Origin of the sequence: Haloechinothrix salitolerans (assembly GCF_042662605.1) — a bacterium.
Lineage (GTDB): Bacteria > Actinomycetota > Actinomycetes > Mycobacteriales > Pseudonocardiaceae > Haloechinothrix_A > Haloechinothrix_A salitolerans.
Genome location: NZ_JBHSXX010000001.1, coordinates 2585897 through 2609986, shown reverse-complemented (window position 1 = coordinate 2609986; position 24090 = coordinate 2585897). Strand labels below are relative to the sequence as shown.

At 60.9% G+C, this 24090-nt stretch carries 23 protein-coding genes; 5 read left to right on the top strand and 18 right to left on the bottom strand.

The features are described from left to right. Window positions 1-4: 4 nt before the first annotated feature. From casB to ACFQGD_RS12300, 7 genes are all read right to left on the bottom strand, one after another. Window positions 5-646, bottom strand: a complete 642-nt coding sequence (casB, locus tag ACFQGD_RS12330) for a type I-E CRISPR-associated protein Cse2/CasB (protein ID WP_345396159.1) — start codon at window positions 644-646, stop codon at window positions 5-7. Then, the gene (casA, locus tag ACFQGD_RS12325; protein ID WP_345396161.1) at window positions 643-2295 is read right to left on the bottom strand and encodes a type I-E CRISPR-associated protein Cse1/CasA; all 1653 of its coding nucleotides are present in this window, start codon (window positions 2293-2295) and stop codon (window positions 643-645) included. The genes casB and casA overlap by 4 nt, the downstream gene beginning before the upstream one ends. Continuing rightward, window positions 2285-5107, bottom strand: a complete 2823-nt coding sequence (gene cas3, locus ACFQGD_RS12320) for a CRISPR-associated helicase Cas3' (protein ID WP_390221044.1) — start codon at window positions 5105-5107, stop codon at window positions 2285-2287. The genes casA and cas3 overlap by 11 nt, the downstream gene beginning before the upstream one ends. Window positions 5108-5916: 809 nt before the next feature. Beyond that, window positions 5917-7143, bottom strand: coding sequence for an RNA polymerase sigma factor (locus ACFQGD_RS12315; protein ID WP_345396572.1), 1227 nt, complete (start codon window positions 7141-7143; stop codon window positions 5917-5919). An 11-nt stretch (window positions 7144-7154) separates the two neighbouring features. Next, on the bottom strand, window positions 7155-7538 hold the full coding sequence (locus ACFQGD_RS12310; protein WP_345396166.1) for a YciI family protein: 384 nt from the start codon (window positions 7536-7538) through the stop codon (window positions 7155-7157). Window positions 7539-7622: 84 nt separating this feature from the next. Beyond that, a complete protein-coding gene (locus ACFQGD_RS12305; protein WP_345396575.1) occupies window positions 7623-7976 on the bottom strand; it encodes a YciI family protein in 354 nt (117 codons plus the stop codon). Between the two features lie 177 nt (window positions 7977-8153). Beyond that, window positions 8154-9698: an ATP-binding protein gene (locus ACFQGD_RS12300; protein ID WP_345396169.1), complete on the bottom strand. Its 1545-nt coding sequence runs from the start codon at window positions 9696-9698 to the stop codon at window positions 8154-8156. Between the two features lie 168 nt (window positions 9699-9866). Between ACFQGD_RS12300 and ACFQGD_RS12295 the strand changes: the two genes are divergently transcribed. Together ACFQGD_RS12295 and ACFQGD_RS12290 are read left to right on the top strand one after the other, a co-directional pair. Next, the gene (locus ACFQGD_RS12295) at window positions 9867-11189 is read left to right on the top strand and encodes a helix-turn-helix domain-containing protein (RefSeq protein ID WP_345396172.1); all 1323 of its coding nucleotides are present in this window, start codon (window positions 9867-9869) and stop codon (window positions 11187-11189) included. A 48-nt stretch (window positions 11190-11237) separates the two neighbouring features. Continuing rightward, complete coding sequence (locus ACFQGD_RS12290; RefSeq protein ID WP_345396175.1) at window positions 11238-11606, top strand: hypothetical protein; 369 nt, start codon at window positions 11238-11240, stop codon at window positions 11604-11606. Between the two features lie 39 nt (window positions 11607-11645). Here the strand turns inward: ACFQGD_RS12290 and ACFQGD_RS12285 are convergent, their stop codons facing one another. From ACFQGD_RS12285 to ACFQGD_RS12270, 4 genes are all read right to left on the bottom strand, one after another. Continuing rightward, window positions 11646-12692, bottom strand: coding sequence for an aminotransferase class V-fold PLP-dependent enzyme (locus ACFQGD_RS12285; protein ID WP_345396177.1), 1047 nt, complete (start codon window positions 12690-12692; stop codon window positions 11646-11648). A 148-nt stretch (window positions 12693-12840) separates the two neighbouring features. Further along, complete coding sequence (locus ACFQGD_RS12280; RefSeq protein ID WP_345396180.1) at window positions 12841-13182, bottom strand: hypothetical protein; 342 nt, start codon at window positions 13180-13182, stop codon at window positions 12841-12843. Between the two features lie 13 nt (window positions 13183-13195). Further along, a complete protein-coding gene (locus tag ACFQGD_RS12275) occupies window positions 13196-13537 on the bottom strand; it encodes a hypothetical protein (RefSeq protein ID WP_345396183.1) in 342 nt (113 codons plus the stop codon). A gap of 161 nt (window positions 13538-13698) precedes the next feature. After that, window positions 13699-14061 (bottom strand): ribonuclease E inhibitor RraB, encoded by a 363-nt coding sequence (locus ACFQGD_RS12270; protein WP_390183545.1) that lies wholly within the window; start codon window positions 14059-14061, stop codon window positions 13699-13701. Window positions 14062-15090: 1029 nt separating this feature from the next. Between ACFQGD_RS12270 and ACFQGD_RS12265 the strand changes: the two genes are divergently transcribed. Next, entirely contained in the window at window positions 15091-15807 is a 717-nt protein-coding gene (locus tag ACFQGD_RS12265; RefSeq protein WP_345396186.1) for a DUF6082 family protein, read from the top strand. A gap of 165 nt (window positions 15808-15972) precedes the next feature. Here the strand turns inward: ACFQGD_RS12265 and ACFQGD_RS12260 are convergent, their stop codons facing one another. The 4 genes from ACFQGD_RS12260 to ACFQGD_RS12245 all read right to left on the bottom strand — a co-directional run bounded on the left by ACFQGD_RS12260 (window position 15973) and on the right by ACFQGD_RS12245 (window position 19042). After that, window positions 15973-16908, bottom strand: a complete 936-nt coding sequence (locus ACFQGD_RS12260) for a hypothetical protein (protein WP_345396189.1) — start codon at window positions 16906-16908, stop codon at window positions 15973-15975. A gap of 420 nt (window positions 16909-17328) precedes the next feature. Next, on the bottom strand, window positions 17329-17478 hold the full coding sequence (locus ACFQGD_RS12255; RefSeq protein ID WP_345396192.1) for a hypothetical protein: 150 nt from the start codon (window positions 17476-17478) through the stop codon (window positions 17329-17331). 1 nt (window position 17479) lies between these two features. After that, window positions 17480-17821: a hypothetical protein gene (locus ACFQGD_RS12250; protein WP_345396195.1), complete on the bottom strand. Its 342-nt coding sequence runs from the start codon at window positions 17819-17821 to the stop codon at window positions 17480-17482. Between the two features lie 912 nt (window positions 17822-18733). Next, window positions 18734-19042 carry a hypothetical protein gene (locus tag ACFQGD_RS12245; RefSeq protein ID WP_345396198.1) on the bottom strand — a complete coding sequence of 103 codons (309 nt, stop codon included), beginning with the start codon at window positions 19040-19042 and terminating at the stop codon, window positions 18734-18736. Here ACFQGD_RS12245 and ACFQGD_RS12240 point away from each other — a divergent pair. Beyond that, window positions 18941-19666: an ImmA/IrrE family metallo-endopeptidase gene (locus ACFQGD_RS12240; RefSeq protein ID WP_390183549.1), complete on the top strand. Its 726-nt coding sequence runs from the start codon at window positions 18941-18943 to the stop codon at window positions 19664-19666. The genes ACFQGD_RS12245 and ACFQGD_RS12240 overlap by 102 nt on opposite strands. A gap of 873 nt (window positions 19667-20539) precedes the next feature. Here ACFQGD_RS12240 and ACFQGD_RS12235 read toward each other — a convergent pair. After that, window positions 20540-22051 carry a PD-(D/E)XK nuclease family protein gene (locus ACFQGD_RS12235; RefSeq protein WP_345396204.1) on the bottom strand — a complete coding sequence of 504 codons (1512 nt, stop codon included), beginning with the start codon at window positions 22049-22051 and terminating at the stop codon, window positions 20540-20542. A gap of 416 nt (window positions 22052-22467) precedes the next feature. Between ACFQGD_RS12235 and ACFQGD_RS12230 the strand changes: the two genes are divergently transcribed. After that, window positions 22468-23046, top strand: a complete 579-nt coding sequence (locus tag ACFQGD_RS12230; RefSeq protein WP_345396207.1) for an HD domain-containing protein — start codon at window positions 22468-22470, stop codon at window positions 23044-23046. On the opposite strand, the gene ACFQGD_RS12225 is transcribed toward ACFQGD_RS12230, so the two are convergent. Next, window positions 23026-23499 (bottom strand): NUDIX domain-containing protein, encoded by a 474-nt coding sequence (locus ACFQGD_RS12225; protein WP_345396210.1) that lies wholly within the window; start codon window positions 23497-23499, stop codon window positions 23026-23028. The genes ACFQGD_RS12230 and ACFQGD_RS12225 overlap by 21 nt on opposite strands. A 9-nt stretch (window positions 23500-23508) precedes the next feature. Next, a complete protein-coding gene (locus tag ACFQGD_RS12220; RefSeq protein WP_345396213.1) occupies window positions 23509-24054 on the bottom strand; it encodes a DUF5919 domain-containing protein in 546 nt (181 codons plus the stop codon). Between the last annotated feature and the right edge of the window lie 36 nt (window positions 24055-24090).

The window sequence follows — 24090 nt, the reverse complement described above, 5'->3', positions numbered from 1 at the left end:
CTCCTCATTCGCTGTCGTCGGATGGTTCGGTGTTGACGGGCCTGGTTCGGTAGAAGTCGCGTCCCCATCGCAGACGGACGGCCTGCGCGGTGGCTGGGGTGAGCAACTTGGATACGTCGTCGGCGAACGCCGCGTAGTCCATGCCGAGCTCCGCCGAACCGAGCTGAGTGATCAGGCCGCGGACATGCGTGAGCAGTTCCGCGATCGAGACGGCCGTGGCTGCGGCCATGAACCGGCGGGTCACCGCTTGCTCGCTCCGCTGATCGACCAACCGCAGCCGACCTACTGCTCGGCCGAATGACACCCCTGCGACATGCATCGGAATAGACACCGATTGCTGATGCATCGCGTACAACGTCAGCGCGGTGTGCGCAGCTTGCTCGGCTCGGCTTAACCCATCGTCTTTCCCCGCGAGTTTGCTCGGAACCGCGCCGATCGTGAGTTCCCAGATTTCGGGCACACTTCCGGCAGGTTTTCCGATGCCACGTCGAAGCCGAGCCAGGTCTGCTCGCGCAGACGACGACTCGCGCAAGTACGCCGCTTGCAGCGCCTTGATCGGCTTGTCCAGCGCTACGCCAAGGGACCCCAACCTGCGTGGAGACTGCGCTGGTGTGGCGAGCTCAGCTTCCGGTGCCGGTGTTGTCATCCTGCTACCTCCGTCGTCTCGTCTCGGCGTGGGAACGCGTGTGGAAGGGCCTTGCGCAGCGCGGCGGTGAACCACGCCTCGGCGATCGGCACGTTCACAAGTCGTTGGTTCACGAGGCGACCTGTCCACGCCGTTGTCGGCGCAGCCGTGATCAACTCGCTGGCAATGGGCAGGCACGCCGCCCGCACACTCGCCTGCCACTCCCTTTCGGCGACCGCCAGATCGCGGTCAGGTCCGAACTGGGCGAGCCAACGCCGATACGGCTGCTCCAGGGCCGAGTAGAGCGCTTCGACAGCGTTGGCAACGGCGCCGGACTTGGCTTCCGCCCCAGCCGCCTGTGCAAGGTGCTCCGCGAACCACCACAAACACGATCCCGCGTTGTCGGCGTCCTTAACCGCCCGCTCGGCGGTCCTCCCCGCATCCGGATGATCCTCGCGCAGCAGAACCAACGGCATCGGCAAGGTGTCCTCAATGATCTCCGCGAAGGTCGTGTTCTGCGCCTTGTATTTCGCACCCAAAGCCCGGAGCTTAACGATGTATTCGTCTGGTAGGTGCCCCTCGCCCACCAGATCGCTCACGCACTTCAACACGCCCGGCGCGAGGTAACGCTGGGCGCCCTTCCCGCCGCTGCGTGGTGACACCGACGGCAGCAACGCCCCGATGCCACGCCACACCGACCGAGTCGGGTCGTGCGTTTGCGGGATGTACACATCATCATTGCGATTCGTGCTCTGCGGCTTTCTGCGACACCAAGCAGTGTGCGGGTCGACGCCATGCCGGTTCTGCGACTGGATCCTGTCACCGTTGGCCAATACCACCCCGGTGACGCCGCTGCGGTCACCCACCAGCCGAACGCGACGTGTCTGCCAGGCATAAAGGTCAATCGCCCCACGTGGGGGACGATCCTCTGACCATGCAGCCGTGTCAGGATCACGCTCCCAGGGCGGCAGATCGTTGGCACCACCGATGCGCACATAGTTGGTGGCATCCCACGGAAGTAAGTTCAGCAAGAGCGTCTCGCGGAGGTCATTCCCTTCGGCAAGCACACCACCGAGTTGCCCCGACCAACCTATCGAGCTCCCGTAGCCCTTTCCGTCCTTCATCTTCCGATCCCCAGCAGCACCAGACTTGGTGCCCGTAGGGTCGAATGCATGAACGTGCAGAAGCCACCGCGCAGCCTCATCTGCAGACAGCATGGCAACGTTTGCAACTGAGCGCATGGTGAAGAGCGGCAGATTGTTCCTGCCTGGATCTGGCACATCCGCCACCAGTTTTCTCGGATGACTCGTCTCGCCCTTCTCCGTCCTCAGCCCGGAAACCTGGAAGAACGGGGCTTCGTCGTCGAACAGATTGAACCGCGAGCGGACGCGATCGGCATAAGCGCGGATTGCATCCATCGGCAGTTCATGCACGTTCCACAGCCTCGCCCACTCGGCTTGGTCCGCAGGCCCTTCGATGGCTCGATGCAGGTATGCCAGCAACAGCCTGGTGATCGCGAATGCCTGCGTCGGTACCTCGCCACCGATCACCGACAATCGCGGTGCCTGCTCGAAGATGTCAATAATCGAAAAGGCATCCTCCCGCCCGTCCGGCGAGAGAGCGATGATCCACGGCTCGTCGAGAAGATTAAATCCAGCCTCACTCGTCACTGTCGAATACTTCCAATCCCCGTTCCACCGTGTATCGGAGACGGCGGTTGTTGATCTGGCCGTTGCCATCACCGTCAACGACAAGCACTGGGAGGCGGCGTATGAGGCGTGACGCTTTCCATGCGGGTGGCGTGGCGTGCTTGAGTTCTTCTTCGGCGTCGGGGTTGCTTAACGTCAGCGGCAGTCGCAGCGCGCACGCTGCCATGGCCTCGGCAAGGTCGTCGGACGGCACGTCCTCGCGAGGGATGGGCAGCCCGCCACGACCGCCGTCGAGCCACATCGGTGTGTGCCACTGCCCGGAGGCGTCTTCGTAGACGAGAAGCACCTCAAGGCTCGGGGCGCCGTCGCGTACCTGGCCCTGCCCTTTGGCGGTGTCCTCGTCGGCCTCGCCCGCATGAGCCGATAGCCAGCCGATGATCGCTTTGCCGGGCTTTGTCGGCGCATCGATCTGGAACTGGGTCGCTCGTTCCTCCCGCGCGGCTGTACGTTCGTTCCATGTCTGCCGTGCCGCTGCCATAGCCTCGCGCCATTCGACCGGTCCGATGTCGTCAGGGCCGTATGCCTGCTGGACCAAGGGTGCGACGTCGCCGGGCAATTCGATTGTCTTGCCAAACCGTTCCCACAACACGGCGGCCGAGCGCAGCAGGAAATGTGTCCCGTAGACGTAGCGCTCGGTTGCCTGCTCTAACCGCGGCGGATGCTGCTCGAAGTCGACGCCCGTAATGAAGGCGCGGGCCGACCGCACCTTGGGTGGTCGTTCGATCTGGCCCACACCCCGCTCATGTCGGTGCAGTCGGCCCATGCGTTGCAGAACAAGGTCGATCGGTGCCAAATCCGTAACCAGAATGTCGAAGTCGATGTCCAACGATTGCTCCACGACCTGCGACGCCACGACGACATGTCGGTATGGGCGTCGTAGCGCTCGCTGTGGCGACCCGAACATGTCCAAGAGTTCGTTGTCCTTGCGCATACGGTCAGCGGTGATGAATCGTGAATGCGCCAAGGTCACCTCGCCGGGGAACTCACGCTCCAGCCGCGTGGCGGCCTCCAGCACCCGGCGGACGGTGTTGCGTACTACCAGCGCTGTGCCGCCATCGGACAATGCATCCCGCAGTACCGATATCAGGGTGTCGAGATCGTCATCCAGAAAATCGACCCCGACTGACGTGCAACGGCTCGACGCCTTCGCGACGCGGGTGCGCGCGGACGAGCCCTCGGTCCAGATCAGAGCCGGATAGCCGATGTCGCCATCAAGCTGCGACAGGTCACCACACGTCTTCTCACGTCCACGCTGATACGCCTCGACCAGGGCGCGGCGGCGGTCGGACGGCAACGTCGCCGACAGCGCGACGACCGGGACCTGATACGCACCCAGCCACGTCAACACCTTCGTGAGGTACGAGTTCATGAACGCGTCGTAGGCGTGGATCTCATCGAGCACAACAACCTTGCCCGCAAGGCCGAGGTGTCGCAGCATCACGTGCCGAGACTTCAGCGCTGTGAACAGCAATTGGTCGAACGTGCTCACGGTGAAGTTCGCGAGTTGGGCTTTGTTCCGGCCGGACATCCAGCTATGAGGAACGACGGCGTGCCGACCTTCGTGCTCGTCACGGCCGATGTCCCGTAGCCATCCAGCACGCATCAGACCTTGAAACAGCCGATTGAAGCGAGCCTTGCAGTGGCTGAGTGTGACCGCCCCGCCGATCTGCTGATCGTCGGAGCCCATGGCGTCGAGCCACCTGATCACGCGATGGAACATGGCATCGCTGGTGGCCTGGGTGGGCAACGCGACGAACAGCCCACCGAAACCCCATCGGCCAGCCGCGATCTCCGCAGCCGCCAGCGCTGCCTCTGTCTTACCCTCGCCCATCGGGGCTTCCACGATCAGTAGCCCGGGCTCTGGCATGGACCGCGCGACTTCGCACACGGCTTCCTGCACAGGGTACGGCCGCGCACCGTCCGGCAGGTCAAAGCGCGCGGCGAACAACTCGGCAACGCCACCGCCTGGCGGCGTCGGCTGCCACGGTGCTGGCAACCGGAGCTTATCCAGCGCTTGCCTCACCCGCTCGGAGCTGTCCGCGACCTGCGGTAGCTCTTCCCGGTAGAATGGCAGCAACTCATCATTGCTCGCTATCCAGTCCGAAACGATTACCACTGCGGTGGCCAGCACCTGGAACTGCGCACTGAGCTTGACGTCGCGCCACCTACCCAGCCAACGCGTAGCGCCGACACGATCCGCCATCCGTTCAGCCAACTCAACTTGCACGGTCTCCCACACGCCATCGCCGTACAGTTTGCGGACGTGGCGTGGGTTCGCGGCATTCTCGGCTTCGGAATCCGGCAGGACTCCGTGGTGGCCGCCCAGCACCACGCCCCAAGTGCGTGCGATCGGCTGAGGGAATCCCTTCGCCATGAGCCAACGCATCAGGAGGTGGTGACCGGCAACCGAGTGATGAGCCACCGACCTGGCATGCAGGACGAACGTGGTAGACGGGATGCGCAGGTTGTGTTGGGCCATCCGCTGAGCAAGCAGAACGTCCTGGATCGCGAACGCGGGCGTCGCCTTACCCAGATCATGTACCCCGGCCAGAAAAGCGATTGCGGCACGCGCCTGAACCGTGTCGCCGTCGAACTCCTTGGCGAACAACCGAACCACGCTCGGCGGCAGCCAGCGGTCGAACAGCGCAGAAGCAACGTCGGCAGCGTCGTCCATGTGCTTCCAGAGCGGCAACCATCCACCATGCTGATCGGTCGACTTCGCCCACACCGACCGAGCCGCCTCACTCAACACCAAATCGCGTCTCCGATCCATGACTCGCACACCGGTGAAGTTGCACTCTTCGAACGATGCGCACCATGGAATAAGAGGCAGACATTTAACGCAATCAGGTGCGTTTGCCAAAGCGCGGCACGCTAGTGGAGTAGCGCAAGGGTCAACTGATCTCCTGAACGGAGTTCTTTCCCGTTGCGGCGAGTCAGGTTACTTTCGGCGTTCGCTCAACGACGTCCCTTCGAAACAAACTGAAAAAAATTGCTTGATCCGGTAGGATCGGCCCAGGTCAACAAGCGTGCTCCCCGCACGCGCGGGGATGATCCGTCCAACCTGGCGGCGTACTGGAGCTGCGAGGAGTGCTCCCCGCACGCGCGGGGATGATCCGTCGACGCGCTCGAACCACTCGATCCTGCTGGGGTGCTCCCCGCACGCGCGGGGATCATCCCGACAGGAACTCCGCGATGTCCTGCGCGGGGCCGTGCTCCCCGGATCATGGGCGTGCTGTCGGATCTGTCGGGGTGCTCCCCCGCGCGTGCGGGGATGATCCGCGCTTCTCTAGTCGGTCCTGCAGATCGTTCGCGTGCTCCCCGCGTGCGGGGATGATCCGTCGAACAACCAGGGGCGGATCGCGGCGCAGTAGTGCTCCCCGCACGCGCGGGGGTGATCCCCGCTTGAGGTCGGCAGTGTCCATCGTGAGGTTGTGCTCCCCGCACGGGCGGGGATGATCCCGCCAGACTGGCGCAGGCAGTCCCGGCGAGCAGGCGCTCCCCGCACGCGCGGGGATGATCCGCTCGACGAAACGTCGCCTTTAACGCGCGCGACTAGCGAAATCAGTGCAGCTTTCATACCTACAACCGTGCCGCCTTGCCCTCCAGATACCGCTGCTCGGGCACACTCGTCGTTCGGCGTGCGGCTTGCCGGTAGTGCTCGATAGCCGCCTCCGTGTCCCCCGCCATCTCATACAGATGCGCCCGGACCGCAGCCAGCCGGTGATGCTTCACCACCCTGCTGTCCTCGTCCAGTTGCTCCAGCAGCCGCAACCCCGCCTCAGGCCCATGCACCATCGCAGCGGCCACCGCCCGGTTCAACGTCACCATCGGGTTGTCCGACACCTGCGCGAGCACGCCGTAGAGCGCCAGGATCTGCCGCCAATCTGTCTCGTCGTGGCTGGCGGCCTCGTCGTGCAGCGCGGCGATCGCTGCCTGCAGCTGGTACGGACCGAGGTCACCACGCGACATCGCGTCCTCAACCAGCTTCGCCCCCTCGGCGATCGCCTGCTGGTCCCACAGACCGCGGTCCTGCTCGGCGAGTGGAATCAGCTCACCGTCCGGTCCAGTGCGAGCTTCGCGCCGGGCGTTGATCAGCAACATCAGCGCCAGCAACCCCGCGACCTCGGTGTCATTCGGCAACAGCTGATGCACGACGCGAGTCAGCCGGATGGCCTCACTGGACAGCTCCACGCGATCCAGCGCCGCACCGGAGGTCGCGGTGTAGCCCTCGTTGAAGATCAAATACAGCACATGCAACACCGCGTCGAGCCGCTCGTCGCGCTCCTCGGCGGGCGGCATCCGGAACGGCACCCCAGACGACGCGATCCGCTGCTTGGCGCGGCTGATGCGCTGCCCCATCGTCGAGTCCGGCACCAGGAACGCCTTCGCGATCTCCTCAGTCGTCAGACCGCCCACCGCGCGCAAGGTCAGCGCGATCTGCGACGACGCCGTCAACGATGGGTGGCAGCACAGGAACAGCAGGATCAGCGTGTCGTCGGAACCGCCCGTAGCGTCCGGTGGCGGTGTGAGGAACGCGTCGCGCGGCGCTCGTGCGGCCAGGGCGTCTTCCCGTTCCCGGCGCGACTGCTCACTGCGAAGCTGGTCGGTCATCCGCCGGTAGCCCACGCGGATGAGCCAGCCCTTTGGGTTTTCCGGTACGCCCTCCTCGGGCCACTGCGTCGCGGCCGCGAGCAGTGCCTCCTGCACCGCGTCCTCGGCCGCGTCGAAGTGGCCGAATTTGCGCACCAACGCGCCGAGCACCTGCGGCGCGAGATCGCGCAACAGGTCCTCGACGCCCTGGTCGATATGCACGTCTCTCACATCTCCTGGCCGCTGTTGGCATCCATGATGGGCCGCACCTCGATGACATCGGGGCTGTTGACACCGTCAAAGGCGACGACGCGTGCCGCGATCTCGGACGCCCGGTCGAAGCTGTCGCAGTCGAGTACCCAGTAACCGCCGATCACATCGGCACCGTCCGGGCTCGGTCCGTCGATGATGACGACACGATCGTCCCGTTTCCTGACGGTCGTTCCCACCGTGGGGTCTGCCAGGCCCGCCGCGTCGATGAGCTCGCCCGTCTCGGTGAGTTCGGCGTTGAGCTTGCCCATGAACTCAATCGTCCGCTCGAAGCCGTCAACCGGACCCTCCCAGCCTTCCCACGCCGAAGGGGGGGTCTTGACCAGCAGCATGTAGCGCATATCCGTTCTCTCCTTGCCTCGCCGTGCACCCCGTGCGGGTGCGTTCACACGAGACGTCGGAGCGAATGGTGGCGCTTCGACATGTCAGCTCATTGCTTCGCGGACTTCGATGGAGTCGGGGCCGTGAGCGCCGCAGTTCTCGACGATGTCGCTGGCGATCTCCATCGCACGCTCCTTGCTGGCGACATCGAGCACCCAGTATCCGCCCAGCACTTCCTTCGCCTCGGCGAACGGCCCGTCGGTCGCCACGGCGGAACCGCCGCGCCGACGCACCGTGACAGCGTGCCGCGGATCGGCCAGACCAGCGGCGTCGAGTAACTCGCCGGATTCCTGCAGCTCGGTGTTCAGCTTCATCATGAAGTCGAACGTCTCCTGCATCTCGGCAGGATCGGTGTCGCGGGTCTCGAAGTCGGAAAGCGCGCTGTGGACCATCAGCATGTATTTCACGTCGTCACCTCTCGGTGTTGCGGTGTCGCCGCACACTCTAAGCGGTCGACGACGTGCGTGGTGGTCGATTTCCCCGGATTCTGTGGAAGTCGCGGCTGGGTTCGAGCCAGGCGAGCCGGGCGTCAGCGCAACGGCGATCGCCCAGCCGGCCGCGCCCCTGCCATAGCCTTAACCCTGCCATGCGGCGAGCAGGTCGTCCGGGCCGAGCACAGGCAGCTCCGTCACAGTGGCGCCGGTCCGGCTGACGGCGATCATGGGCGTTGTGTCCTCCGCCCCCGGAAGCTGTGATCGATGGACCATCAAGCGCGCGAGGTCCGCCGTATCGAACGGGCGACTATCATGCCACTTGATCGATCCGACCAGCGTGATGCGCTTCGCCACCGGCGCGCGGTCCGCGCCTACGATGTCTATCTCCGGATCGTTGGTACGTGTCCAGTACCCCCCAATCGCCCCGGTATCTTCGAGCGCGCCGGTGGCGGGAAGTCGCCGCAACGACTCGCGAATGACGGGCTCGATGGCCCGCCCGCGCCATGTCGTCCAGGACGAGCTGATTCGGTCCAGTACGAGGTCGCCTCGATCACGCTCAATTTCGTCGAGGTTCGGGCCGAGAAACCGCAACCAGAACTTCAGGTACGGGTCGGTCACGATGTATCTGGTGTCCTTCGAAGCACGGGTCGACAGCGGCACCATTGGTTCGACCAGGCGCTTGCCCGTCAGCACCCGGAGTGCCCGGCTCAAGGAAGCCTGCGGGAGATCACCAGCGGCCCTACCAATGAGCGTGAACGTGCGCTCACCCGACCCAATAGCGCCAAGCACTCTCCGCGCATGCGCATCGGCAGGAAACTCGGCCGCCAGAGCCCGCTCGGCACTGACCAGCAACGCCGATATGGGGTCGCGGACCGCTTCACTCAGATAGTCAGTGACGGAGGCGCCGACGGGCCACTCGTCCAAGATGAGCGGCAGTCCGCCGGTGACCAAGTAGGCGTCAATAGCCGTAGCGGAATCCAACTCCAGCATCGTAGCGACGTCAGCAGGACTCAACGGAGGGATGACCATCTCGGTGGCTCGCTGATGGAAGGGCCTGCCGTAGGAATTGAGCGCTTCCATCATCGCTAAGTCCGAGCCGATGCAGAGCAACAGCACACGTCGACGTGACAGCTCGCGATCGAACGCCTTCTGCAACGTCCCTTCGAACCCCGCGTCATTGGCGATGAGATAGGGAACTTCATCCAAGACCACCACACACGGCCCGTCATCGGGCAGTGCCGCCGCCAGCAAGCGCAGTGCCGCGTCCCACGACGCAGGAGTCTGTTCTTGGAAGAGACTTGCCCCCGGCAGACTGGAACTGGCCGCGGCCTCTGTGAATAGCCGGACATCTCGAGCCATGTCCGGCTGCGCCGACGCCGTGAAGAACAGCGAGGGCACACCGGCGCGTTCGACGAACTCTTCAGCAAGCCGAGATTTACCGACGCGACGTCGGCCCCGCATCAGGATCGCCCGCCCAGGACGACCCGCTCGCCCTCCGGCCACAGTCTTGCGGAGCGCCTTGTCCAGCGTGGCCAGCTCGCGATCGCGTCCAATGAACCCGGTCATACACTCATCCTTGGAACACTCACCGATGAAACTATCATTGATGAGTGTATCATTCCTCTCGGTTGGCGGCTTTTGGCGTGCGGCGTAGCGATCGGGCGGCGCGTAGATGTGCGAACGCACTTATCGCGACCAGCCGCTCAGTGCGCAGGCAGCGAACGGCGCACTACCATCCACGACATGCAAGACCGGCCGCGATGTGGACGCCCGACTACGTCGGGCCACCCATGCAGCTCACTCCTGCGATACTCCGCCCCACTGGACCGCTACGCGCCCGCGTGCCGAAAGCACATGACTCCCGATGAGCGCCACGAAATCGACACGAGCCCGGACTGGACCGATGACGGCCAGATTGTTTGGTTTCTTGAGCAGCGCACGGAAGGGAACGAGCTGGCGTCGGGGACGGATATCGCGAACGCACTACGGGTACAACCCTCAATGATCAGCTGGCGGCTGCGCCGAATCGCCGAAAACGGCAGGATCAGCAGCCGCAAGGTCGGCCGCCGTGAGCTGTGGGGCACTCCCGAGCATCTGCAGCGGCTGCGGGCGGAAGAACTCCGCCAGCAACGGCAAGCCGAGGCCCAGCGCGCAGCCACGGAGCAGCACATCCGCGAGCGGAACAACCAACTCGCAGGAATCCGGCGGCAGCTGAAGGAGGTCGTTACCGAACGCGGCATCGACGTTACGAGTTTGGGGCAGGTGTTCGGCACATCCGGCCAGGAGGCTCAGCCCGACGTCCTTTGTCTCAGCACGCAGGATCCTGCCGCAGCCGAGTGGCTCCTGGGCAGACTACGCAGGCCGGCGCCGCAGGAGAGCGCTCCCAACGATGAGGAGTGGGCCGTGTTCTGGGAACAACTCGAGGAGTTATTGAGCCCGCTGGCCGAAGCTGGCTGGCTCGACGACGTGGAAGCGTCGTTCGGCGAGTATGACCACGAAGCTGGACCGATCTTGTCGACGGTAATGCACCGGACATGCATGACTATGGCCGTTGAATACCGGCCTGTCGACAACTCTCTGGAACTGCAGCCGTTCGACAGTGACGACAACCCGCCGCTGTTCAGCGTGCTCGACGAGCCTGTCGTCATCGCGCTCCCCGACAACATGTCGCAGCGGGAGCGCGCGATTCGCGAACGCGCTGGCGAGCTCGGCCTACTGGACGCGACGCGCGTCGAGCTCACCGAGGGAAGTGTGGTGTCGACCGGTGAGCTCGTCAGATGGCAGTTCCATGAGTGGTTGTTCGAACCTGCTGCAGGCGGCCGTGGAATCCGGGTCGAGCAACTTCTCCGTGAGCTCGATGACGATCGCCACTTCTCGTCGTTCATCCCACTCCTACTAGGAATGTTCGCCGTCGGAGTGCTCCCTGATGTGGTTCCCGACACCGCCGCGCTCGGGATCGCCGCGTGGTGCTGGCGCAACGAGACTGCGGTGGAGGACCACCACCTACCCAGTGATGTTCTCATGGCGAGGGTCAACATGGCCGTCACCGAGGCGATTCAGCCGAACGTCGATCCCTTCGACGGTGTCGACTGGGATGGCGTCAGGCAGGCATTGACCAACCCGGCGTTGGCGCTCCCAGATGGTCGACGTATCGCAGACCTATTCGGAGAAGGATGAGCCGAGGTCTGTCCCACGGTCGTCAAGGAACTGGACCGCTGGCAAGAATTGGACGAACACGTCCTCGGCCCGGTCCCGACACTGCGGTTGCTGACCGTCGCTGGATCGACGTCGTACACCAGGAAGTGGTGGGGCCAGGGGCGATGGCGCGCGATGTGCCGTGAGGTGATCGACGACGCCGCCGCGGCCGATATCCCTTTGCCGTCGCCGTATGACGCCCGCGGCGTCACTGCGCTACTAGGCGACCTCGAACGACCGAACGAGCTCAGTGACGCGGTGCTGGGGTGGCTAATCGACATGCCCGCCGGCGGTGTCCATGGCCCGCGGGGCTTGCGTATGCACGACGCTGCCCGTCCTCCTGTTCGGACTATCGACCTGCCCGATACCGAGTTCGCTGAGTACGAACCGGCTGAGTGACGAGCACGCCGCCTACAGAGTGCGGCTCAGGTGCGATCGTCAGCTGAGGGCCTCAACCGCGGCGTCGACGTCAGCCTCTGTCGTATAGAGATGGAACGAGGCCCGCAGCGATCCTGCCCGGGCGGCGGCACGGATCCCCGCCTCGGCGGGCCGCTGGTCGGCGTCGTGAGGGATTACGTCCGCGCCCAGCGACACGATCGCGCTGTCTCCCGGCGGGAGGCCAAGTCCGGCACGGAACCCGTTGGCCAGTCCCACGTCGTACTCGCCGATCGCAGCGACCCCCACCTGCTCGATGAGCTCCAGGGCCGGCGCGGCGCCGACCCAGCAGTGCCATGCCGGGGACAGGTCGAACCGCCGCGCGTCAGACGCCAGCTTCATCTCGGGACCGTAGTAGCTCGCGTGCACGTCCGCTCCTGCGTACCAGCCCGCAGCGTGCGGGGTAATCTGTTCCCGTAAATCCTGCGCCAGGTAGCAGAACGACGTCCCACGCGGAGCGCAGAGCCACTTGTATGCCGCGCAGACCAGCGCGTCGACGTGGGCGACGTCGATCTTGTGCCAGCCGACCGCCTGCGTGGCGTCAACGACGACGCGGGCCCCGGCGCCCCTCGCGCGGGCGGCCACCGTGGCCAGGTCAGTCACCTCGCCGGTGGCCGACTGCACAACGCTGAGCGCCACTACGTCAACGCGATCGTCGATGCGGTCCAGCAGGTCGGCCAGCGGCACGGTCTCCACGATGACGCCGCGCTCTCGCTGGACGTAGTAGGGGAACAGATTGGACGTAAACTCCATCTCCGGCACGAGGACTCGCGCTCCCGCCGGCAGCGCCGCCGCCACCAGCCCCACCTGCTGGGAGACCGCCGAGCTGACCGCGATATCGCCCGGGGAGGCGCCAACCAGCCGCGCGAACGAGGCACGCGCCCGTTCGGTCGCCTCGGCCCACGGTTCCCACGACGTTCGGCCATGCCGCCAGTCGTCCAGTGCCTCCTGCAGCGCCGTCCACGCCGGGCGCGGCGGCAGCCCGTAGCTGGCGGTGTTCAGCCAACCCGGTTCCGGGTCGAACAGTCGTCGTGCCTCGCGCAGGTCCACCGCGCCCCTCCCTTGAAAACGCTCACCGATGAAACTATCGCCGATGAGCGTAAAGTCTGGCTCCAAGATCACACAGGACCGCAGGGCATCGCAGCTGGACCGACCGACGACTTCGACATGACCACACCTTCGCGTCTCGTCGCGACGTCTATGCCTGCGCTTGTACGAGCAGAACCGCCCACCCACCGAGCTGCACCAGCATCGCGATTACCGCGACCAGGGCTCGACGTCGCGGCGCGGTCATGGCGGTCAGGCCCGAGATTAGCTGCACCATCACCAGGAATGCCGCAGCGTAGAAGACAGTTGGCACGACGTCGGCAGCCTGGGGCGCTTCCAGCGTCCATAACAGCGACAGCAGTGACGCGACCGCCGCAGCGCCATACACGCTCACCGGCGCGACAACGACGACCAGGACATTCAGTCCGACGCACACGCCAACTGCCGCGACCCATCGACCGCTGCGCCGTACCCGCGTATTGACAGTAGACATTGGACCGTCACCACTAATCCAGCGCGCTCAACGCGATCAACGCGACTACGGGTGCGGCCGTCAAGACCGCAACCGCGGTGATCGCTCGTTTGCCAGCACCTGCGATGGCGACACCGACGGTGAACGGAAGTGCGACCAGAACCGCGGTTAGCGCACCAAAGAACGTGCCGGTCCACGGCTGGGAGTAGGACTCTGTGCACGGTGGCATTAGGCAGTCCGCGAAGCTGATAAGGGTCAACACTCCGGTCGCGAACACCGGATACGCCACGACAACGGCGAGTGCGATGCCGACACCTAACCCCAGAAGCGGTCGACGCGGCCGTTCCTGCCTGGCAGACGGATCTGCTGTATCCATCAGTCGTGTTCCCCCTCGTTGTTCGCGTCCCCAGGTGTCAGCGCCGGTCCGCAAGGTCAACAGACTGCCGGAACATGTCCGCTACGACCGGCTCGTGGCGTTTGTCTTGTCACGGTACGCCGTCAAGGCCACTTGATCGACACGTCCATGGGTCGTTAGCGCTAGAGACTGGCTTCCCAGCCGTCGTAGTCACCACCGCTGACGCTCGAAGCTACGTGTTCGAAGAACACCCGAGCGTCCCGAACGGCGCTTGGGGTCATCACGACACCATGCGCTTCAGCGATGACCACCCACCCGGGGCCCGCCGCTGCCGGCTCAACCACCTGAATGGCCCAGCCGCCAGAGCGGATCTGTGACTCCGCTTGACGCGCGGAACCTTCGTCTGCGCAGTACAAGTAGTGCATCCAATGGCGTGGGGCCTCGAGGTTGCTCCGCTTGGAGAGCTGTGACAGCACCTCATCGTCTCCCGGGTGGCCAGTGTCGAAAGTCCTGGACGCCGCTGTACGTCGCCTGAACCATCTCATCGGCTCTCGCCTCCCCCGAGAGAAATATGTCGCGGCCAGAACCGCAACAGTACTCAGGCGCGATGGAAACATGCGCTGGGAGTGACCTCGCTGTGAGGCGTTCGACGCCAAGTCGTCCCTCGATTCTGTTCGATCCCAGATACGACACCAGCCCAGGTCTGTGACGTGCGCTCGTGCCTCTGTCTGACTCCCTACCCCGGTAAGCCCCGTGGTACGGCTGATGAAGACGGCCGAGGAGGCTGGTGGGGTCGCTAGCCCGCAGGGCGAGGCTGAAGTGGCACGCGAGAAGGCCTCGCAACAGGTCCTCGATGCGCTGGTTTATATGCACGTCTCTTCCATCTCCTGGCCGCTGTTGCATCCACGATGAGCCGCACCTCAATGGGCTCGGGACTGTTGACACCGTCAAAGCCAACGACCCACGCCGCGATCTCCTAGCATGAGCCCGGGGGTCCAAGTCGACTGGCGCCAAACGCCGCAACCTTCAGATCGACCATTCGGAAGTGGAGCTTCCATAACGGCGCGAGGTTCCGACCTCGTCAGACGGTTCCGAAATCGTGTCCCATCTCACAGTGACGTCAACCTGCAACGCCATCAGGGCTTCAGTTGATCGATAAATAGTGAAGGGCGCAGTGATCAGCAAGACTCAGCCAGAATAACGCTCCGCAAAAAGCACGAGCCCAGGATCTCTGAAAACCCAGGAATTGGACTGAATTCGACCCATATTAGATTATTTTGACTGCACGGCAGCAACAATATAGCCCCGAACACTTGATTGCCACCGCCAGTGCGAGTCTAATATAGTTGCAGGGTCTCGGGCCGAATCAATCCACTCTGCACGAGCTCTTTGAGTTATTCATAGTGCTCGCTTTTTACCCAGAGAAAATCTACTTATAAACAAAATTCCTAGCGGTCGATAAACCCGGATTAGAATGACGACGGACGTAAATCTACCGTCATTGTTTTACCAGCACGCTACAGGACACAGAAACGTGTAGTAAACGCGTAGCAAGAACATCCAAAGGAATTCTAATGAGATTTGTGGTAGCCGGAATATTTTCATCTTCATTGCTACTGCTAGCTGCTGTTCCATTTTCACCTTTGATTCTGCAATTGCTGGCTGAAAATAATGATGTCGACTGGGGATACGCCGCAGAGGTCGCCCAGGCCTACGGGCCAGCATCCACATTGCTTTCAGCAGCAGCGCTAGGAGGAGTCACCATCTCACTGCTTGTTCAAAATCGCGAAGCGAGAGCAAATCGGAATCACAGTCAGAGAACTTTTCATCACGAACTTCTGAAGATGGCCATGGACGATCTGATATATCTGGAGTGTTGGGGTCCACGAAATTGGGCTACAATTCGAGAAGAAAAGCAAAGCATGTACGTTAATCTGATTATCTCATTCTGGCAAATGGATCACGAATCGGGGAGGCTGAACGATAAACTCCTCGGGGAAGTATCTGAGGAGTTGTTTCGCGGACGCGCGGGTCGGTCGTACTGGAATAAGTTTGGTGATAAACGAATAACACGTGCACAGACGTCAAAGCAGAAGCGCTTCGTTCGGATATTAAACAATGAATTCAAGAAAGCCAACATGCTTGATGAAAAGATTTTAATATCCGCCAGCTCCACGCCGCCCAAGATGAGCTGCTCCAGTTCGGAAAAAGAGTGTCTTGATAACGCTGAATTTGCCCCAAGACATTGCGCCACGAGCAGCTACGAGCAAAATTCACCGGATGTAGGCTAGCTCGGACAAATTGCTGAGCTAGCCCCGTCTTTTAACACTCACAGACGAACGTAGACTCTGATAAAGCGTATCAACGTCCGTCGGCCTCGACGTTGACTGACGACTTCGTCGCGATGCCGGTATGATGTCAAACCACGGTTTTAGTTCACCGGAGCGACATCACCTTTAGGCGTTCATGCGACCGGTCTGCCGTAAGACGAAAGCAATGAGGCTAACGAGTCGGATAAACAGGTAGTCGATAGAGGCATTGCCGGGCAGTTCTTCAGCCTGATGCTCGTGGTGGCGTATGCGGAAGGTATTACCGATCCTCGTCAACTCTCGAAACTCGGTGCTGAGCTGCGTTTGAAAGGGAGTCGAGCTGGGGGCGGCGCGTTCGATCAGGCGGATAGCCGAGCGCTTCTTGTCCCCTTTAGCTCCAAGTTCCAAGGTCTTGAGGCGTTCGAAGGCGTCCCAAAGCTTCTCAAGCGCATCCTGCCGAACCTCTGGGTGCCTGGACAGAAATCGTGTTACGGCGCCAAACAACATCCTGTCGAGCTCATTGTCTCCGGTATTCGGCTTGAAATCGGAAATCAGTGGACGAGCTTCCGGCGGGGCGAGCCGCTCGACCCTGAGCTTCTCGTTGAGCGTGAAAGCCACCCCGTTCCGAGCGAAGATCAAGTCGACGTCTTCTCGGAATTTTTCCTGGCCAGCGGTAAGCTCGTCGTCCCACGTGTCCTGATGATTGTCAAAGTAGTAGTGCTTATGTGGCCCGCCCCAACTGTGGTTCTCGATGCGCGTTGGCTCGTCGATGTGAAGCGCCACAAAAACAATCACGTCGAGAGCGTTGATCGTGCTCGGTAGCTGATCAACTTCCAGAGGTGATCCATCGAGGGCGGGCACATACGCCTGAAGATCATTGAGGAATCGAGCACGGTCGGTCCCTGTGATGACACCGTTGCTATCGACGCAGTCGTGTCTGGGGTAGTCGCGAGCGAGGGAACCATCGTCGATCCGTCGTAGGAAGAGCATTGCAAGGCCCTTCCAGGTATTGGCGGAGATCTCCTCGCTGACCCGCGGCACATACTGACCAATACGGTCGGAGTAGAAGGGACTCTCAGTCACCTGGTCAGTGTGGCATGCCCTCACCTATCCGATATACGAACATCAAGCTCGACATCGTGACCAGCCGCCAGCTGCCCAATCATCGAAACATACCACCCACGACGATAGGCCGGACGGTCGAAGGCACTGCTCGCCCGGCCAGATGCACCCGCCCTGCGGTGCTAGTCCTCGACGCTGGTGATCCAGTCGGACCCCAGATACAACGAAGGCCCAGGTGCTTGACCTGGGCTGGTGCTCCCCCGGCTGGACTCGAACCAGCAACCCTTCGGACAGTCGATCACTACGGGTGATTCTTCCGGTTACCTCCGAAAGTAGCTTGCGACCTCGGCACGCGCGTCGTTGGACCACCGGCCAGATTCGGAGGGGACCGGATCAGTTCCGGTTGTTCTTGGAGGGTAAGTGGAGGCTTGTGTAAGTGCGCTACCCGCGACGTTCGATCCCGCTGGGTCGAGAGCCCTTTTCTTCGTAGCCGGTGATTTCGGGGTCGTACCATGTGTCGAAGAACGTCGTTGGCTCTGGACCAGGCACCGGCTCGGCCACCGCGTCGTCATCGTTCTGAGGCTTTGTCATGTCAACTACTTTCCCCGATAACGATGATCGAACCTAGCAGCGCAACTGCGAGTGTCGCGACCGATATCCACCACAGCACGGCTTTGCCGTGCACGACCTTGGCGTTGGCTTCGAAGTGTGCAGTTCGGGAGGCGATGAGCGTTGAGAGCAGAAGCGCTTTTGGCGATTCTGCGTGTGTCTCCATCAACGGCCGTGGTTCGACGTCGAGGTACTTCGTGACTGCCAGCGCGGCTAGGCCGAATGCGAACGCCGCTGCGTATCCTCCGTATGCGAGAAGTGCCCACGGGGTGAAGCCGACCTTCGTCGCAACGAACTGGGCAGCGGTTGCAGCGAAGCCCGCCACGATACCCCCTTCGTCTGGATCCGGGAGAGCGAGCGATCTTGGCGATCGAGCCGAGCGCTCAACTCTGCATCGAGCAGTTCAAGTGTCTCGACATTGTGGTCGGGGCCAGGGTCGGTCACCTTGAGCAGGATAAGTTGCGTCACTGCCCACCGACATCCGGCGCGCCGCGTAGCGTGCCCCAGACCAGTCGCCTCCATCCCCGCGATCCTCAGCCGCCCATGGCCGGGACGGTCGCGGTCCACCCTGTAACCGATCCCGCTCGCCTGGCGACGTACGGAGAGTAACCGCACGAACGCAACTTGAGCGCTGAGCGGGATCGGCGCGGAGCGGGGTTGACCGTGGCCGTCCCGGCTTTGACCATCCGGCGATCGCGGGGATGAAGGCGCCCGACGTGCTCAGCCGTTGCCGCGAGACCTTTTCACGTTCCCAGCCGTTGCCGTGCCGTGCGCGCGTGCCCGACGACGTTCATGCGCGGGAGGCCGAGCGGAGCGGACCAGCCGACCGCGCGCCAGTTCGGGCCGCGCGCTCCGCCCGGCAGGGCGGCTTGAAAACGTACAGAAAGTTCTCACCATGTGGACATCCAGATAGCCACAGTAACACGTCAGGGCTTCCTAACGAAGCTATTCCGGGTGCAGTCGCAGGCTAGTGCTGTCCTTGACAGCTGCCTATGATCGGACACCTCTACGTCAATCATTGAGAACGGTATGTATGGGTCAACCTGCTGAACCAGGCAGTCCTGGGGCTCGGCTGGCGATGCTTATTGATCAGTCCGACGTAAACCTTGCGGAGCTCGCATACGCCCTCGGTCTTGAATCGCAAGAACGCCTTGTCGACGTCTTGAATGACAGGGTGAGCCTTAAGCCCGCTGAACTCGTACTTGCCGCTGACATTCTTGACGTGCCTGTCACTGTGCTAACAGGCCACGTTCCCATGCGGCGTCACTTGGGAGTCTCCCTCCGTATGGGTCTGGTTGACGCTCCAGACATTCCCCGTACGGAACTTGATCTTGCCGAGCGAAACCTCCAGCATCAGGCCCTTCTTGACAGTTGGCTTGGAGCTCCCGCCAACCCGTTGGAAGACGTAGGCATGAGCACCGATCCGTATTTTCTTCGCGCTGGAATGATAAGTGCTGGTCGCGTTCGAGACGTCCTTCGCATTGACGACCAGCCGATTGGTGACTTGGTTGGCCTCGTAGAACAACTTGGATACCCGGTCGTCCACGCACCTCTACCAGAAGATATTCATGGCCTCAATATTCGAGATGCTCGAGAAGGGCGAACCTCTCGCGTCATCGTCGTTTCAACTCAAGTTCCGTGGACCAGGCAGCGTTACACGCTTGCGCATGAATTATGCCATGCTCTTTACGACGACCGTGATCAAATCATAATTGATCGGGTCGACGTCCCAGAGGTTCTACCCGAGCTTAGGGCGGAGTCATTTGCTCGCCATTTGCTGCTACCTCGCAGATCACTCACACGCGAAGTGCAAGCAGCTCGTATGCGAGGCGCCAATTACGTACATATTGTTGCGTCACTAATGTTGCGATGGGGAATAAGTCGTCAAGCTACTGTAAAAGCACTGATAGATGACGGACTAGCTACACATTCTGAGTTGCGGACTGTTAGCACTCTTTCGGTGCCAAACATCATGCGTCAATCCGGCCTTTTCGAAGAGTGGCAAAACCTCAGCTCTGACGAGAGCTTACCCTGTCCCTCCCCTATTCTCGCTGAGCGCGCGCTTGAAGCGTATAGTCGCGGCTGGGTCAGCATTCGAATTGTTGCTGAGTTACTAGGCGTAACCATTTCAGAAGCTGAACAGCAGCTACAAGACCAAGGGTGGTATTGATAACTAATGCTATCACTATTCGACGCAAATTCCATTTAATGCGCGTCGCAGCTCTGGCAACCATTATTCGACTTATCGCACGTGAAAGCGTCCGCTCTTTTTGGAATACACGCGGCAGGCGGAGCGCTCACTTTAGTTGACTCTTGCACGAACGCCAGACATCTTTCAGGTGTGACGTCAGGATCCGCGCATGCAAACTCGGCGATTACGTCCACTATATGTCGACTTGGCAACCCACGATGGGATGCTACGACACTTGCGCCACCATCGTTAGTTAGCAAGATGTGCCGACGCTCGTTACGGCCACGACTTTGCCGTTGCACTACTGCAATAATTGCAGCCTCACCTCCGTGACGTTTCTTCTCCTCCTCGGATACCCCTCGAAGCTGATCCCTGATTTCATCAATTACTTCCAAATCCTCATCGCGCAGTTCGAGCACTTCGAAAGCGGCCGGACCAACCAACAGCTGATTCACCGAAAAGTCTGCGGCATCGAATAGTCTATGCTGGTATTCAGAAGCATCTTCCGCTGGCCGGGAACGACAATGTCCTCGAACCTCGCGATCAACAGTTTGTACCACCCTTATCCTGCTCTTGAAGTGGTCTCGGAATCGCGAAGGAAGTTCTGCGTTCGTTCCTACCGACAGTAAAATCCCCGTGTCGGGCCAGACTAGAGCATCATGCCAACCGCGTTTTGGAATAGCTTCGCTTCGGGCAAATGGCGCAGCACGTCTAACCGATGCAGCGTTCGGAATGCTGGGACGACGCTTCGGCATCATCCCCGGATGTGGCGGTATTACTCGTCGTGCCTCGTTCAATGTATCCTCTTCATTTACTTGGAACGTGAATTAAAACGACAATCCGACAGTGGATTCAGAATGGCGGCGGATCGATTTCATTACTCACTGATTTTTCACCAGTTTCTGAATTTTCCGCATTATTCATAGTTTTTCCATTGTCTGGACACCAATGCCGGACGGGACACCAGCCGCAATGTGGTCCGGGATACGTATTCCAGATATCGTCAGTGTGCCAGTTATCTACGGCACGACGTACATTACCAGCGGCCATTGAAACAATTGCGGGATCTAGGGCGTCCCACGACCATAGTAATCTTTCTTCTGGTGCAATTAGTTCCAGCTCCACAACAGCTGATTCGACATCAAGTTGAGCAGCGAATCCGCGTGCAATATACGAGATCAAAAATGGAATCTGAAGGTGTCGGTCGTATGCCTCGTTCCGTCCGCCAGAATAAGGTGCAGCCGCGGTTTTAAATTCTCGGATTCTGAGCTCATTGTCCAACATGTAGACCAAGTCTGGTCGCGTAGCAGTTACCACCTGAGAAGAACGATCGAATCCATAAATGTCTTTTTCCGCATGTACCAGCTCCACTCCCGGGATTTGAAGCGGACAGTCATTAGCGTGCAACAGAAGATACGGATATGCGGTTTCATATTCCTGGGCACTCAAAAAGGGAAACTCATCATCGTATTCTTCAGGTGGCGGAAGAGATGAAAGACTGCAAGCATTACCTTCGAGGTGTGACCATCGAAGCCATTTGTGTACAGCTAGTCCCCTCGCCGCAGCACTGCCCACGTCTTCGTCCTTGGGAAGATTGAGCGCTGAGTTGAGAAGCCATCGACCGGGACAGGCCATGTATTCCTCAAGCTCCCTAGGTGAAACAGATCGTGACTTAAATCCACGCTTGTTTTGCCCTAGCATTCCGTCGACCGGTAGCAGCGCTTCGCAGGTACCTGCGGCTTTACAGTCACCGCATGACCGACATGGTGTCGCTTCATCACTATTAATGATTTCGTGAGCGCGTGGTTGTGCAATGGCTGCGTATAGTTGTTTCGCCTCCTCCGGTCCTCCATCAAATTGAACAACACATTCGCCATTCAGGCAGCTCACTTCTAAAACACGAACTCGTGTAATATGTTGGCAACTTTTATAATTGGCTGCTACATAAGCAGCCGCAGCAGTCCACTTGCGATCATCATCGTTCGGCATCTCGTGAACTGGGCCAACACGTAATCTGCGTATTTCGCGCGTTCCATTATCGCTTTCGTATAAAGGCCCCCATACTGTAAGTATTTTGTCGGGTGGTCCAATTTCTGGATCTCTAGCCAAAAGACTTAACGGGCCAACGTCGTGCAGAAGAGATTCATGAGCATCGATGATATTTAACACGGCATGCTTAATGAACGGTCTAACGAGACGGTGCGCCCCGACTTCATCCAACTTTTTGTCAAGCCATCCCGTTAGACCATCCCAGTCGTCAATATCGTCGGCGCCATGAGAGTCACACACAATGTGGTAAACGTCGCCCAAAGGGAATGGTTGCGCTCCCCATTTAGAAGGAAATGAACGGGACCAACCGTTCACCGTTTTTATCCTGGGCCGTATCTTAAGCCCTAGCCGACGTGGGCAATCTGAGGAACTACCAATATCTGTGGCACTCAGTTTGATGATGTTTGGGTTCCCGTCGGTTGCGAAGTGCGGTGGCCAGCTCATATGTCCCTCTGTTGATGCGCCAGGCTGAATGTACGTATCTTCTGTATTCGCGCATCTCTAACCGTGCGTTAGCGGCAGTGACTGTTTTGCTACATCTTTGAGACATGACGCAACACCAACTGCCTGGGTAGAACCCATCTTCATACTTGTGATTACATAAGGTAATAATCGGATCTACGATTGCTTACCCAACGTGTGCTTGTCAGTTGATCTTCTTGACGACGTGTAGTTTGTTTCCGTGAACCGGCGGCTCAGGTGTTGTCGTTCCACTCAGGTAGCGTCATGGCATGGTGGCTGATGTGACCGCTCTGCTGGCAGAGTCTGCACGGGTGGCGGAGCACTTCGTAGCTCCGCTGGGACAGCGCTGGACTCATGTGCAGTCCGTCGCTCGGGCCGCTGAAGCATTGAGCGTGACGGTTGATGGGGCGGATGCTTCGCTTCTAGTAGCGGCTGCGTGGCTGCATGACATTGGCTACGCTCCGGCGCTGGCAGCGACACGGTTTCACCCGCTGGACGGTGCGCGCTACTTGCGCGACGAGGGATGGCCGGAGCGCGTGGTCAACCTTGTCGCTCATCATTCCGGGGCGCGATTCGAGGCTGCCGAACGCGGATTAGAAGCGGAGTTGTCGGCGTTCCCGCTCGAGGACAGCCCGGTCATGGATGCGCTGTTGATGGCGGATCTGACAACGGGGCCGGACGGTTCGAAGCTGCGTTACCGTGAGCGGATCGCGGAGATTCTGAGCAGGTATCCCGCTGATCATCCGGTACACCGGGCGTGGCTCAAGGCCGCTGATCCGCTGGAAGCATCGATCGAGCGTGTCAAGCATCGCCTCAAGGACAGGTTGCTATCCGAGGAAGGGCTCTGACCGGTCCGCTAGGTAGTGGTCGATCCGCAGTCGCATCGACGGATGGATGTTCAGGCTGTCCAGCTCGCCAGTTGGTACCCAGCGGACTTCCTTGCTCTCGGTCCCGTCCTCGCGTGCGGCTCCCCCGACTTGGCGGGCCTTGAAGCAGATCGAGAACTGCTGGCGTACCTCGCCGTCGTCGTACTTCATGACGTGGTTCGGATCGGTGTAGAGGCCAACCAGTCCCGTGATCTCCACCTGGACACCGGTCTCTTCGAGCACTTCGCGCACGGCGGTGTCGGTGATGCGCTCCCCCGCGTCGTGGCCTCCGCCGGGTAGCGCCCATCGGTCGTTGTCGATCTTGTGGATCAGCAGCAGACGGTCCACGTCATCGCGCACACCTACGGTCACGGATGGAACGACGCTGTTCGCCTTCGGGGCGTCTGGGTCGTTGTTGTAGTCAATGCGGGCCATGATCGAACCTCACTTGGCGGTCTCCAGGGGCTTTCCGGCTTCCCACGTGCGGTCAAAGCTCGCCTGGTAGTGATCGAACATCCGACCGCCAGGTACGCGCTGCAGGTGCATCACGGGGTTGAACGGTGCGCCTGAGCCGTACACGTGCGGGTTGACCAGCATGGTCGTGTCGCTGCGATAGATCGAGTTGTACAAGATCGTGTCATGCAGCCGAACCTCGATACCTGGCGTACCGACTACCTTCGCGATGTAGCTCAACGTGATGCGAATACGGCCCGACAAGCCGTCAACGCCGATACCTTCCTCCTCGCTGCGGCGCTTCACCTCGGCTGAATCCGGATCACCGAACAACAGTCGCACCCGTACACCGTTGCTCGCTTTCTCGGCGAGTACGTCGGTGAAGTCCGGTCGGTTGTCGACCAAGAACAGTCCTGAGTAGACCAGGATGTCTATCGCGTCCGTCGCGTCGTCAACAATCCGGTGCCACATGTCGTGCGATACGGCTCCGCGATGCGGGTAGAGCTGCACGAACTCCGCGTTCGACGCGCCCTGCACGCGAGCATCGCTCGACAGCGACGGCCAGAGGCACGT